Source organism: Pedobacter folensis, from assembly GCF_056490665.1.
On record NZ_JBWJIF010000006.1, the window covers coordinates 1 to 14,112 of the forward strand.

The 14,112-nt window shown below is 39.9% G+C and carries 10 protein-coding genes; 2 read left to right on the forward strand and 8 right to left on the reverse strand.

Going from position 1 to position 14,112, the window contains the following annotated elements; all coding sequences use genetic code 11:
- From AC04QZ_RS24025 to proS, 5 genes are all read right to left on the reverse strand, one after another.
- Positions 1-4,005 (reverse strand): Ig-like domain-containing protein (locus tag AC04QZ_RS24025; protein WP_478359766.1); only part of this gene is annotated, 4,005 nt, incomplete at its 3' end.
- A gap of 525 nt (positions 4,006-4,530) precedes the next feature.
- Complete coding sequence (locus tag AC04QZ_RS24030) at positions 4,531-5,145, reverse strand: Crp/Fnr family transcriptional regulator (protein ID WP_086545767.1); 615 nt, start codon at positions 5,143-5,145, stop codon at positions 4,531-4,533.
- A 118-nt stretch (positions 5,146-5,263) separates the two neighbouring features.
- Complete coding sequence (locus AC04QZ_RS24035; protein WP_478359767.1) at positions 5,264-6,115, reverse strand: TIGR02757 family protein; 852 nt, start codon at positions 6,113-6,115, stop codon at positions 5,264-5,266.
- 212 nt (positions 6,116-6,327) lie between these two features.
- Positions 6,328-7,467 (reverse strand): cystathionine gamma-synthase, encoded by a 1,140-nt coding sequence (locus tag AC04QZ_RS24040; protein ID WP_057934296.1) that lies wholly within the window; start codon positions 7,465-7,467, stop codon positions 6,328-6,330.
- A 191-nt stretch (positions 7,468-7,658) separates the two neighbouring features.
- The gene (gene proS / locus AC04QZ_RS24045; protein ID WP_086545764.1) at positions 7,659-9,131 is read right to left on the reverse strand and encodes a proline--tRNA ligase; all 1,473 of its coding nucleotides are present in this window, start codon (positions 9,129-9,131) and stop codon (positions 7,659-7,661) included.
- 200 nt (positions 9,132-9,331) lie between these two features.
- Between proS and AC04QZ_RS24050 the strand changes: the two genes are divergently transcribed.
- Positions 9,332-10,357 carry a hypothetical protein gene (locus tag AC04QZ_RS24050; protein ID WP_478359768.1) on the forward strand — a complete coding sequence of 342 codons (1,026 nt, stop codon included), beginning with the start codon at positions 9,332-9,334 and terminating at the stop codon, positions 10,355-10,357.
- Between the two features lie 20 nt (positions 10,358-10,377).
- Positions 10,378-11,907, forward strand: a complete 1,530-nt coding sequence (locus AC04QZ_RS24055; protein WP_478359769.1) for an OmpP1/FadL family transporter — start codon at positions 10,378-10,380, stop codon at positions 11,905-11,907.
- A 132-nt stretch (positions 11,908-12,039) separates the two neighbouring features.
- Here AC04QZ_RS24055 and AC04QZ_RS24060 read toward each other — a convergent pair whose 3' ends face one another.
- The 3 genes from AC04QZ_RS24060 to AC04QZ_RS24070 are packed head-to-tail and all read right to left on the reverse strand — an operon-like array spanning position 12,040 to position 14,103.
- Positions 12,040-12,699 carry a response regulator gene (locus AC04QZ_RS24060; protein ID WP_478359770.1) on the reverse strand — a complete coding sequence of 220 codons (660 nt, stop codon included), beginning with the start codon at positions 12,697-12,699 and terminating at the stop codon, positions 12,040-12,042.
- Complete coding sequence (locus AC04QZ_RS24065) at positions 12,692-13,480, reverse strand: sensor histidine kinase (protein WP_478359771.1); 789 nt, start codon at positions 13,478-13,480, stop codon at positions 12,692-12,694. Before AC04QZ_RS24065 ends, AC04QZ_RS24060 begins: the two co-directional genes overlap by 8 nt.
- A complete protein-coding gene (locus tag AC04QZ_RS24070; RefSeq protein WP_478359772.1) occupies positions 13,447-14,103 on the reverse strand; it encodes a hypothetical protein in 657 nt (218 codons plus the stop codon). The genes AC04QZ_RS24065 and AC04QZ_RS24070 overlap by 34 nt, the downstream gene beginning before the upstream one ends.
- Positions 14,104-14,112: the final 9 nt, after the last annotated feature.

The window sequence follows — 14,112 nt, forward strand, 5'->3', positions numbered from 1 at the left end:
CAAAGCTGTACCCGAAGCCAGGGCTGTTCCGCCTGTTGCCTGTGTATACCATTTAACTGAAGTCCCTGCCGCAGCTAAATTCGCAACTGTAGCATTCGAGATTTCGCAGAAAGTCTGGTTGCTTGCCGTTGGTGCTGGTGTAGCCGTGATCGTTACGGTGATCTGTGCACGGGTTGCACTTTCGCAACTGTTTAAAGTCTGGCTGGCATAATAAGTGCCATTAGTCAAAGCTGTACCCGAAGCTAAGGCAGTTCCACCTGTTGCCTGGGTATACCATTTAACTGAAGTTCCTGCCGCCGCTAAATTCGCAACTGTAGCATTGGAGATTTCGCAGAAAGTCTGGTTGCTTGCCGTTGGTGCTGGTGTAGCTGTGATCGTTACCGTGATCTGTGCACGGCTTGCACTTTCACAACTGTTTAAAGTCTGACTGGCATAATAAGTGCCATTGGTCAAAGCTGTACCCGAAGCCAGGGCTGTTCCGCCTGTTGCCTGGGTATACCATTTAACTGAAGTCCCTGCTGCAGCTAAATTGGCAACCGTAGCATTCGAGATTTCGCAGAAAGTCTGGTTGCTTGCCGTTGGTGCTGGTGTAGCTGTTCTTACAATCACATCGAAAGTAAAAGTAGCGCCGCTACAACCATTATAAATTGGTGTTACGGTATATCTTACAGTGGCATCGGCTCCCGAAGTGTTTGTTAAGGTTTGCGAAATTGGCGCATTAACCGCAGTAGATTGATTCGAAAACCCCGAGGCTGTTCCGTTTGCTAAAGCTGCTGTCCAGGTATAGCTTGTTCCATTTACATTACTATTTGGCGTAACACTAAACGCAGATGCAGAACAGATGCTTGTTCCGCTTGCTGTAGCCGTAAGCGTTGGCACCACATATACAGTAATAGTGAAAGCATTACCCGAACATGATGAATAAGTAGGCGTAACCATGTAGGTTGCCGTTTGTAATGTTGTACCCGAATTGGTTAAGGTTTGATTAACCGAAAGCTGATCATTACCAGCAGTTCCGCCAGTAATATTTGCAGAAGAAAGCGTCGGACTAGACCATGTGTAGGTTGTTCCATTAGGCACATCAATTGGTGCAAAAGTAAAACTACCTGTTTTACAGATGTAATAAGTTTGGTTAGCAATTACCGGACGAGGTGTTACCGTTACATTTGCTGTTCCTGAAGCGGCATTGCTACAGCCTCCACCAGAAACAATTGCTCTGTAAAGCGTAGTTGCAGCAATATTGCTATAATTTAAAGTTGTTGTGGTATTTGCAATTGTCGTCCAGTTTATACCATTATCTGTTGATGATTCCCAACGCACCACAGTTGAAGGCGCACCAGATAAGGTCAATGTTCCGTTTGAACCTGAACATACGGTAGCCGACCCGCTAATCGTTCCTGTCGAATTAATCGTTACGGTATGATTTGCTGTTTTAGTTCCGCATATCCCTACAGCAGTCGCCATAATCGTTGCAGTACCATTATAAACAGACGACCAGGTTACCGCACCGGTATTGGCATTAACTACACCGGAATTTGCCGGACTAATGCTATAGGTAATTCCAGTCGCGTTGCTGGCTGTTGCCGAATAGGTTTGTGTACCGAAGCCCTGACAGCGGGATGAGGTAGCACCTAGCGCAAAAACGGGGGTAGTTACCTGAGGACTTACAACGATAGATCCTGTTGCATTAATAACCGTAACAGATGGGGACGCATATGTTGCCCTTACCGTATAATTATAATTGCCAGCATTAGATACCGTCCCAGCATCAATAGTTAAAATAGTATTTCCATTGGAAGTTGTGGTTCCATAATTCAGCCCTGATGAACCTAAACCTGTTACTAAAACGATAGGTGTTCCTGTAATCAGATATTGGATTGCTGTTGTAGTTCCACCAACACAGATCGATTGGTTATCTGTTCCCGTAGCCGATGTTAATGAAATATTTACCGGTGTAACACTTGCCGAAGCGGTATTATTTGACAATACAGGATCTGCCTGTGGTCCGGTTACTGTTGCAGTATTATTGTAATTTCCAGAATTATTAACCTTAGCGGTTATAGTAAGCGTAAGGCTCTGACCGGCATTCATACTTCCAATCGACCACAAACCTGTAGTTGGATCGTAAGATGTTCCGGTAGCGGCCACACTTGAAACATAAGTATATCCGGAAGGAAGCAAATCTGTTGCCGAAACGGCTATTGCATTACCTGTACCCGTAACTGTACCTGAAGCAACGTTCGAATTTTTTACGGTGATGGTAAAATTAACCGTCCCTCCTTTTGCTGGTGATGTATCGTCAACCGCTTTGGTTAAAATCAAGTCAACATTACATAAGGCAATGGTTACCGGCAGCGATTGTGAACTGATTCCGCAATCTAATGTCGACGTGATGGTATAAGAACCAGAAACTGTGGCCTGATAGGTCCTCGCAGTTGCACCCGCAATAGCCACTCCATTTAGATACCATTGAAAAGGAGCATTACTATTGGCATCGGCACTTAATAGCGCAGATGCACAATCGGCTTGTGCAAAGGTTGGTTTTAGTGCTTTCTCCGGAAATGGGGAAAGAAAATTCGACATCGAAAAACCACCACCCGATTGTACCATGGCAACAGTCCATCTGGTATTACTGCTTAAATAAAATGAATTTGGGTTGCCAATATTCGTATTCTCAAAATCGATAGCATAAGCACCAGAACTTCCCAATTGTCTACGTACCCCCACCCCAGGGATAGTTTCCACATCTGTATTGTTAAATGCCGGCGAACCTCCGTTGGTGGTTAGATAGATTTTATCAGTAGAACTTTTGGTAATCAGATAAGCGAAGTATGGCAAATCTCCCAGATTATTACCTCTAAACTTGTAGGTTTCTGCTTTTAACGAACCTCCACAGGCACTCAGCGGTGCTAAAGTAGCTATATCAACTTCACATTGATTTGCAGTACCCGAATAGGCTACTACATTTTTTGTTGCTACAATCCTCGACCCCGAAGATGCATCCCCCACCTGAACGTTTCCTGTATTGGTTCCAGTAGATACGCCATTGGGAAAAGTGATAAAACTTCCCTCAGCAATGAGGTTATAGGTATTGGTTGATTGCAATACACCATTATGATCAAAATTAGATACGGTCACATTGGTGTTCGCTTCTGAAGCTATAATAGTTGTTTGTTCAGCCGTATTATTTCCTTTTCCCCTGATCACCACATATTCATTGCCCAAAGAAGAAATTGGAGGAACCGGATTATAAGCACCATCACCACAGGCTTCTGGCGCATCTACGTTTATTCCGGTATTCATTACAACAGGGCCTGATGTTTCCACCAAACTCCCCATAGCAGCCTGTAAAATATAACTTTGACCGGCATTTAATGTGGTAATAGCGGTACCATTAAGTTTGATTGTGGTATTATTTTCGATCGCCAGAATACTATATACCGGCCGCTTGGTAGAAACACTGGCTGCCACGCCATTCAAATCGCCATCGCGATAATAACCTACCCTAAAAGCATTACCAACAGCAGCATCTCCAAAGCTGAATAATGAAGCATTCCCTTTAATATACTGATCATTGGTAGAGCTATATGCACCAGCAGGAATATCGTCAGAAGCTACGTTCCTGATATTTACCGCAATTGGATTGTTACCGGTAACAATAATTCCTGCAGCATTAAGTATCGTATTCAGGCTGTTTTTTGCCAAACCAACCGGATCACCGGCAAACCTGTAAACTGCCGGGTTGCCGGGAGTGGGTGTTAAAGTCGTGATTGAACTTCCATCACTTTTCTTAATGGTTGCAGTAGTTCCGGCAGTATTGGTGGAAATGACAATTTCATTGGCGCTACTCCAATATTGCCATGGTGCAGGAGCAATATAGTGTGTTTTGTAAGTTTGCGCAGTAGCTGAAGAATAAGAAACCAGTAAAAATAACGACAATGCCATTAGTTTGAACCTTGTTTCTTTTTGAAAACTGAAGAGAAAGCGTTGTATAATTTTATTCATTTTCCACCTGGAAATAATTGGTTAATCACTGCATGTAAATGATCTCATCCGATGAGCACAAAATCTTCCTAAAAAGGTTGTTTTTCAATAAAAATTTCTCTTTATAGGATGCAGTAAAAACCGCGTTTGTACGCTGATTATAAAACACTTTTGAAGAGATAGAGACTATTATAAAATGCCGTTTTTAAGGGCGGCAAAAGTATGTTATTTTTAACACTCCTGCAAGTACCAAAAAACCACAATATTGTTAACGATTTTTGTACTTAAATTGTCAAAAACTGTATTACCAATACTACAAAGTAAACAAAAAAAGAAATTAACTTTTACTATGCTGGCATACAACAACCAGTCTGCGAAGTGTTTTTTTGATATTAATCAACAACTATCTAATCACATGTAGTATTTATACTACTGATTAAAACTAGAAATGTAATTTTCAGGCATAAACAAAAAGGGTTTAAGATCTGTTAAAATCCTAAACCCTTCACCTTAAAAAAAGCAAGAAAATAAATCGAATGATAAGAATTAAATCTTCGCCCTGATCCTACTCAATGTTTCGAGCCTGATGGCTAAAAAAGAAGCAATATGTTTTAAAGAAACGCGGTTAATTAAATCAGGGAAGGAGAGTAAAAACCGTTTATATCTTTTCTCGGCTGACGAAATCCGGCACAGGTAAGCACGCTCTTCTGCCGAGCGGTAATACAACTCCATCATCTTTCTGCCAACGATATTCGCTTCCGGAAAATTTTCATAAAGATATTCGGATAATACATGCGGGATAGCAACTAAATCTACATCTTCTAATGCCTGTAAATACTCTTCCGAATCGCCATCTATCCACAAATTACGTATGGTACCTACCACTTCATTCTCTTTGGCAATCCATGTGGTAATCTCGTTATCTCCATCTTTTATAAAACCCCTCACCACACCTTTAACAATTAAAAAAAGGAACTTGTTGCGATCAACAGGTGAAACGAGGTATTTATTCTTTTTGTAGCTGATTGGAAAAGTGTGCTGGTTAATCCGCTTTTCTATTTCATCATTAAGCGGGTGAAATTTCTTGAAAATTGAGACTAGTGGCGAAAAATTGTTGTATTTCTTCCACCTATCTTCATCAGATAAATTAACTGCAATCATAGCGAAACTGTTGGGATAGACACAATCCTGCTAAACCGAAGCAAGACCACTATGTAAGTATAGGAAGATTGAATTGAAAAAAAGAATTTTTTTTTGACATTTCTCAATTTCACTAAGCTTATAACAGCTTTTCTACACCCAGGCCAAATAAAGCAAAATCATACTTCACCGGATCGGACGGATCAAACTGTTTCAAATTCTCGGTTAATTCAATTGCGGTCAACCAATCCGTTTGCTTTCTGTTAATCAGCCCAAGCAACCGCCCTACCCGATCTACGTGCACATCGCAGGGACAAATCAGATCTTTAGGCTGAAGTGTATTCCAGATACCAAAATCGACACCCTTTTGATCTACCCTAACCATCCACCGCAAAAACATGTTTAAACGTTTACAGGTAGATTTTTGCTTCGGTGAGGAAATATGTTTCTTCGTGCGGTGAGGAAAATCTTCCAGGGAGAAAAAATACTGCCTGAAATGGTTCAGTGCCTGTTCTATTGAAAAGTTAAGATCAGCAGCATAACATACTTCAGAGGCATAAGTTATTTCTGGTTTTACAGGTGAAACGGCTAAATACTCCGCACGAAAAACATCTTGCCCAGGCACAAATGCCTGCTCTAAACTATCGTAGTTTTGATAGTGCTGTTTAAAAAACGAGATGAAATACAGTAAATCGGTATCGTTAAATGTGCGGTGTTTAAAGTTCAGCAGACGTTTTAAATCGCCATCGGTATGATGAACAACAAAATCGTAAGGTGCATTATCCATCCGCGCAAGCAGTTCCTTACATTTATTAATAATGGTTTTCCGCTGCCCCCAGGCTAAAACTGCAGCAAAAAAGCCTGCAATTTCTATATCCTGTTTTTTTTCGAAAAGATGGGGAATACAAACCGGATCGTTTGCTATAAAATCTGGCTGATTGTATTGTTCAACTTTACTATCCAGAAAATTCTTTAACTCCAGAAATTGCATGATTAGTTTTGTTTAGACGTAAACAGCAGCACAATTGCGGCCATTTAAACCGGATTGAAACGGTATCCTTTTTTGTTTTTCCTCATTTTGATGAAATAGATACCTCCACAAAAAAGATTTAGTGTAAAGCCGGACGAGCACTAATGCTGGCACAGCCTGGCTTTACAAAAAGAAAAACCGGACAGGTATTTATGACCTGCCCAATTGAAATATTATGCCAATGCATTAGCCAGATCTTCTAAAAGATCGTCGATATCTTCTACGCCCACACTTAAACGAAGTAAGTTATCGGTTACCCCTACTTTCTCTCTTTCTTCTTTCGGAATAGAGCCATGCGTCATCGTTGCAGGGTGATTAATCAGCGATTCGACACCACCTAATGATTCGGCCAGGGTGAACACTTTAAAATTAGAAGAAATTCTAAAAGTTTCTTCCAGATCAGCACCCTTTAGCGTGATCGAAATCATCCCACCGAAACCACGCATTTGTTTCTTAGCGACATCATGGTTAGGATGGTCTTCAAAACCCGGCCAATAGATTTTATCAACCTTTGGATGTGTTTTTAAATAATGTGCAATACGCTCCCCATTTTCGCAATGTGCTTTCATGCGAAGATGAAGCGTTTTAATCCCTCTCAAAACTAAAAAAGCATCCTGCGGACCTGGTGTTGCACCACAGGCGTTGTAAATGAACCAAAGATCTTTATACAATTGCTCATCATTGGTTACCAAAGCACCCATCACCACGTCAGAGTGGCCACCAATATATTTAGTAACCGAATGCATCACAATATCAGCGCCGAGATCGATCGGGTTTTGTAAATAGGGCGATGCAAATGTATTATCAACAGTAAGGATTAAGTTTTTCTCTTTCGTAATTTTTGCCACCCCTTCAATATCGATAATCTGCATGGTCGGATTAGTAGGTGTTTCAATCCAAACCAATTTGGTTTTATCGTTGATGTACGGCAATATATTCTCTGGTTTAGAAAGATCCAGAAAGTGGAATTTGATACCGTATTTAGTAAAGATTTTGGTAAAAATACGGTACGAACCTCCATACAAATCATTACCGGTAATCACTTCATCGCCTGGTTGCAATAACTTTAATACGGCATCTGTTGCCCCCATTCCACTCGAGAAAGCCAGACCATATTTAGCATTTTCTAAGGCAGCTAAACAATCTTCCAAAGCTTTACGCGTTGGGTTGGTTCCTCTCGAATACTCGTAGCCCTTATTATCTCCGGGAGATTTTTGCCAATAGGTAGAAGTTTGGTATATCGGTGTCATTACCGCACCGGTGGTTGGATCAGGCTCTTGACCTGCATGTATAGCTTTAGTTGCGAATTTCATTTTTATAATATAGAGATGATTAACAAGTATCGAAATAAGATTTCAAAACATCCCACATCCCGATACTATTTTACATTAAAATTTAAAATCGTTAGCCAGAAGGAGCAAAATTTCTAACTAACGACTTCAAAACTTATTTTTAAAGAGATTGCAGGGAGACTCCAAACGCCAAGCGCCCAACTCAGGACTAATTAATACGCTCTTGCGAACAACACTCTTTGTGTAGATGGTTTTCCTGAATAAATACAAACACCATCTTCCAGTTTATTGTCTAGAGGAATACAACGAATGGTAGCTTTTGTTTCTTCTTTTATTTTTTGCTCAGTTTCCGGCGTTCCATCCCAATGTGCTGAAATAAAACCAGCTTTGGTATCTAACAATTCCTGAAACTCAGTATAACTGTTGGCTTCAGTAATATGCTCATCACGATAAGCCAATGCCTTATTGAACATACTTTGCTGAATATCTTCCAGTAGTTTGATGATGTAAATATCCAATCCTTCCTGAGGAACAGTTTGTTTCACCTTGGTATCTCTTCGGGCAATTTCGACTGTTTTATTTTCTAAATCGCGGCCACCAATGGCAATACGGATGGGCACACCCTTCAACTCATAATCAGCGAACTTAAATCCAGGGCGCTGTGTATCCCGATCATCATATTTAACCGAAACCCCCAGGCCTTTTAAACGCATGGTTAATTCGTTTACATAGGTAGAGATTTTGGCTAAATCTTCGTCACCTTTGTAAATTGGTACAATAACCACTTGAATTGGTGCTAATTTCGGTGGAATAATCAAGCCTGAATCATCACTGTGTGCCATAATCAAAGCCCCCATTAAACGTGTAGAAACACCCCATGAAGTAGCCCAAACATGGTCTAATTTCCCGTCTTTACCTGTAAACTTAACATCAAAAGCTTTGGCAAAATTCTGCCCTAAAAAGTGAGAAGTACCTGCCTGTAAAGCTTTGCCATCTTGCATTAAAGCCTCAATACAATAAGTATCTAAAGCACCTGCAAATCTTTCATTTGGCGATTTACGACCTCTGATTACTGGAACGGCCAACCAATTTTCGGCAAAATCGGCATAGATATGTAACATACGTTCTGTTTCCTCGATTGCCTCTTCTGCTGTAGCATGCGCGGTATGCCCTTCCTGCCACAAAAATTCGGCTGTACGCAGAAACAACCTGGTACGCATTTCCCATCTGACCACATTCGCCCATTGATTGATCAATATGGGTAGATCACGGTAGGATTGGATCCATCCTTTATAGGTGTTCCAAATAATGGTTTCGGAAGTTGGGCGGACAATTAATTCCTCCTCTAATTTTGCAGTTTCATCAACCACAATATTTCCGTTACCGTCATTTTTAAGGCGGTAATGTGTTACCACTGCACATTCTGTCGCAAAACCCTCAACGTGAGAAGCTTCCTTAGAGAAAAATGACTTTGGGATGAATAATGGAAAATAGGCATTCTGATGGCCTGTATCCTTAAACATCTTATCTAAAACAGCCTGCATTTTTTCCCATATAGCATACCCATTTGGCTTTATAACCATACAACCACGCACAGCAGAGTGCTCTGCTAAATCTGCTTTTAACACAATATCATTATACCACTGGGAATAATCTGCTTCTCTACTTGTAATTTCTTTGCTCATGTTATGTATTTGGAACGTAATTTGTATGTTAAAAAGTGTAAAATTCGATGGCAAATTTATAAATTTATGCCTACAAACGATTAACAAAATAATATCAATTATTTTATATCATTTTTTTTGACTAAATAAATAGTTAATAATTAGTTACTTTTGAAACTGTTTATTAAATTCGTGAACACACACAACTAAATATAAACACAATGAAACCAATTAAATTTTTACCCATTGTAATGATTGCTGCTGCAGGGTTGGTGGCATCATGCTCTACATCAAAATTGGCTCAAACTAAGCCAGCAGATGATGTTTATAACTCTGTAGCAAAAGCTAGAGAGGTTGAAGTAATTGCTCCCCCTCAACGTCAGCAGGCACAAAACCAGGCTCAGGGACAGGAAGAATACGATGAATATTATGGAACCAGTAATCCTTATTACGATATGGATTACTCATCTAGAATAAACCGTTTTTATAATGGTTATAGCTTTCAAGGCTACTACGACCCTTACTTTGACAATTATTATTACGGAAACAGTTACGGTGCTTCAAACTATTTAGGTTATGGCCTGGGCTGGAACAGCGGATACGGTTTAGGTGGCTGGGGCGGTAGCTTTGGTTATGGCAGTATCTGGAGCAATCCGTTTTATTATGGCAACTTTGGTTACGGCTGGAACAATCCTTATGGCTGGAACTCCTGGGGACCATATTCATACTACGACCGTTACGGTTGGGGCGGTGGATACTACGGCGGTGGCTGGGGTATCGGCGGCGGCTATTATGGTGGTGGTGGTTTCGCCAACAGAGGTGGTTCTTACAGACCAAGGCCAGGAAGCAATGATAGAGGTGTGCCAAGATACGGTGGCAATACAAACGCCGGAAACGCTGGCAGACCGAGCAGATCGGGTGTAAGCAATCCAAATGGCGGCGTAGGTTATGTACCAAATAATAATGCAGGTAGACCAACCAGAAGCCAGGCTAATGGTAACTATGCTCAACCTCAGGGCTCGCAAGCTGGCAGACCGACCAGGAATGACAGTTATAGTCCTCAAGGTACTCAAAGTAGCAGACCTACCAGAAACGAAACTTACACACCTTCACAACCTACCAGAACCGAGAGCAGACCTAGCTACTCTCCTCCTCCATCAAGTGGCGGCGGAAATAGTGGTGGTGGTTCAACCGGCGGTGGCGGCGGTGGTGGTGGTTCAAGACCATCTAGAGCAGGAAGAGGTTAATTTAAATTTAAACACACAACATGAAAAAATATATTTTAGCTTCACTAGTAGCTACAGTAGCTGCTATGGGAACGTCATACGCCCAAAGTTATGCACCTGATGCATTCCGTTTCTCTCAAACCAATTATGGTAGCTCTGCCCGATTTAAAGGAATGGGTGGTGCACAAATTGGGGTTGGTGGCGATATCGGTTCAATTAATGCAAACCCCGCGGGATTAGGCCTCTTCACCAAATCAGAGTTTAGCCTTACGCCAGAATTTAATTCAGTTTCTAATAACAGTGCTTATTTAGGCAATAATACAAAAGCCAATAAAAGTCAGATTAACCTGAATAATATCGGTGTGGTATTTTACAGTCCGGCAGCAAGAATGAAAGGTGCTGATGTGAACAAAGGACTGGTAAGTACAGTATTTGGCTTAAGTTATACCCGGAATAACGATTTCTTAAATAACATCAACTATAACGGAACAAATAGCAATAGCTCAATAAGAGATGCTTATGTTGACCAGGCCAATGGTGGTGGAATTGATAATTCGATAGCCGGTGATGCATACGACAGTTATTTAATCAATAAAAATGCAACGAACTACCCAAACCGATATTCTGCAGAGCCTTACAACAATGCGAGTTTTAAACAGAATTGGGATGAATCGAGATTAGGTTCAACTTCAGAATTTAACGTTGCAGGAGCCCTTAACTTTGGCAACAAAGTATATATTGGCGCAACCGCTAGTTTTGTTAATGTAAAATACATCAGTGATGCCACTTTTACTGAATCGGGTATTGTGAACTCTTTTGATGATGGCTTACCAATTCCTGCGTATACCGGAAATGAAAATTATAACTTAACCCATTTCAGAAACCAGGAAACAAAAGGTGGTGGTTTTAATTTAAAACTGGGGATGATTTTCAGACCAGTTAATGAATTAAGAATCGGCATCAATTTTCAAACACCAACCTGGATGAATGTTGAAGATAATACTGCTGAAACCTTACAGGCAAATTTAGCAGGAAATGCAACAAATGCACCTTCTAGTTCAAATAATCCAACTAAATATTATACGTTCAGTTATAACTTACGTACGCCATTAAAAGCTTCGGCTGGTATTAGTTATGTAATAGGTGGTACTGCATTAATATCTGCAGATGTGGATTATGTAGATTATGCTTCGATGCGTTTTTCTGATGTGGATGGATATGACCGTAATACCATAAACGATAATAATGCTTTCATTAAAGAATCGTATAAAGAGGCGATTAACTACAGGGTTGGTGCTGAAGTAAAAGTTACTAACGAGTTTAGCTTAAGAGCAGGTTATGGCGTAAATGGAAACGGCGTTAAAGGTGGTGACAATAAATTTTATCAGGGTCAATACTACACCGGTGGTATTGGATACCGTATCGATAACTATTATTTCGATTTAGCCTATCAGAACTACAAAACAAATTTCAGCTCAAGCCCTTATTTATTAGACGATTATACAGAACCTGTTGCAGATGTTAAAAGCAATAGAAACAACGTATTCTTGACTTTTGGTGTAAGATTTTAAGCGCTAACACTAGCATATCAAAAAAGGCATCAGTAAATTTACTGATGCCTTTTTTGTTTATTCCAATTAACATCTACCCTATAAAATCCTTAACGTTATAGCTCTAAATCACCTGTTAAGCAAAGAATTCGCTTAAATTTTAACTATACCATTTTTAACGGCATAAAGTGCCAGGCCGGTACGGCTTTTTAATTGTAGTTTTTCACATAAAGAATTTCTATAACCATCAATAGTACGTGGACTCACAAACATTTCAGCTGCAATTTCATTATAGGTTTTTTCAGTGCAGGTATATTTTAAAAATTCCATCTCCCGCTCTGTTAATTTCACAAAATCGGATATCTTTGAACCTGATGACAATGCACTTAACGACTGCATGACCTTCCTTGTAACCAAATCATTGTAGAAATATCCTTTACTCATTACTTCATCAAAAGCACGTTTTAGCTCTTCCGGTTCAGCATCTTTTAACACATAGCCTTTAGCGCCATTGGTTATCATTTTAATAATAGCACCTTCGGCATCCATGGTACTCAAAGCAAGTATATTTACCTCAGGGTGATTGATGCGAAGCCAGGAAGCGGTACTGTAACCATCCATCTCGGGCATATTGATATCAAGCAGCACAATGTCGGGCACTCCATAGATCTTGAGTTGCTGCATAAGATCTTTTCCGTTTGCAGCTTCGAATAGTATTTTGTAATCCGGGAAATAGCTGATTAGGGCTGCCATTCCTTTTCTGAACAGGACGTGGTCGTCAACCAGGGCTATATTTTTAATTTGATCAGACATAAGGGATGATTAGTATGATATGAGTTCCATGATTAATAACACTGGAAATGGTAGCTTCTCCCATAATCAGGGCTGTACGCTTTATAATATTCTGAAGTCCGAGTCCAGTTTCTATTTTATCTTTTCCAGCTGAGCTGAATCCGATGCCATTATCTTCAATACTTATTTTAAACCGCTCTTTTAAAAAATCAAAACCAATGTTGATTATAGTGGCATCTGCATGTTTAAGTATATTTTGCAGGCTTTCCTGCACGATACGGAAAATGATAATTTTCTTTTGTTCAGCAATTTGCTGTTCATCACCTGTTACCACTACATTACATTTAAGAACGCCTGCCTTTGCTATCCGCTGCAGCTCCTGCTCTACAGCCTGCAACAAGGTAAGTTCCTGTATGCGGCTTGTACTCAAACTTTTTGCGATATCCCGCAAATCGGTAAGCGCATTTCCAACATTGCCCTTAATTTCCATAATTAACGGTCTATTGCTCGTCTCATTTTGTTCTACAACGCTCAATTGCAGTTTGGCCAGGCTCAATAACTGGCCTACATTATCATGTATTTCCTGGCTTATGGTATCAAAAGTTTGCTCCTGCATCTCCAAACGCGATTGAAGGAGCTGTTCTGCATATTGTTTTTCCATCTCCCCCTTTTCCTTTGCGTACTGAAATTTCTTTTTCTGAAAATAGAGCATCAGGAAAACGATTGCTGTTGAAAGAAACAGAAATATAAATGAGGTGAGTAATACCCCTAAGAATACTTCATTGTACTGGTCTTTTTGCATAGAAAAGCGTAAGTAAACAAAGAATACATAATAATATTAGCAACCTGAAGGCCCATCTGAAGCTTCATAATCAGTGAAGGATAATTCGTTCTGAGAAAGTTAAATACCCCCATAAAAGGCAGCTCACAAGAATAAAAAATAATAATTCCAAGTGCAATCCAGAATTCACCACAACTGCTGAGCGATATATCCTCTACTGAAGTTAACAATTGATAACAATAAATCAATGCCCAAACAATGGTAATGGTACCACCAACCAAAAAAACGTAACTGTTCCATTCGGTAATCTTAAAGATAAAGAAAACACATATATACCAAAATACAGGAAAAAGAATCATGAAAACCGATATTAGCTTTTTTACGAATGCAGAAATAATAATTTCCCTAAAAAAATAAGCAAACACCAAAAACTCAACCAGCATAACGATATTGTATTGCGGTAATACATTATTGTCTTTAATCAGCCTTCTAAAAAACACTACACTTATTTCTACAAGCAAAACATAAGGCAATAACAAAATAATACCTTTTAGATGAATCGGAAATTCCTTACGAAATTTCATTATTCCTGCTATTGTTGCTACAGTCAGTGATGCTATGTAAAAATAAGTTAGTATGGACATGTTGACTTA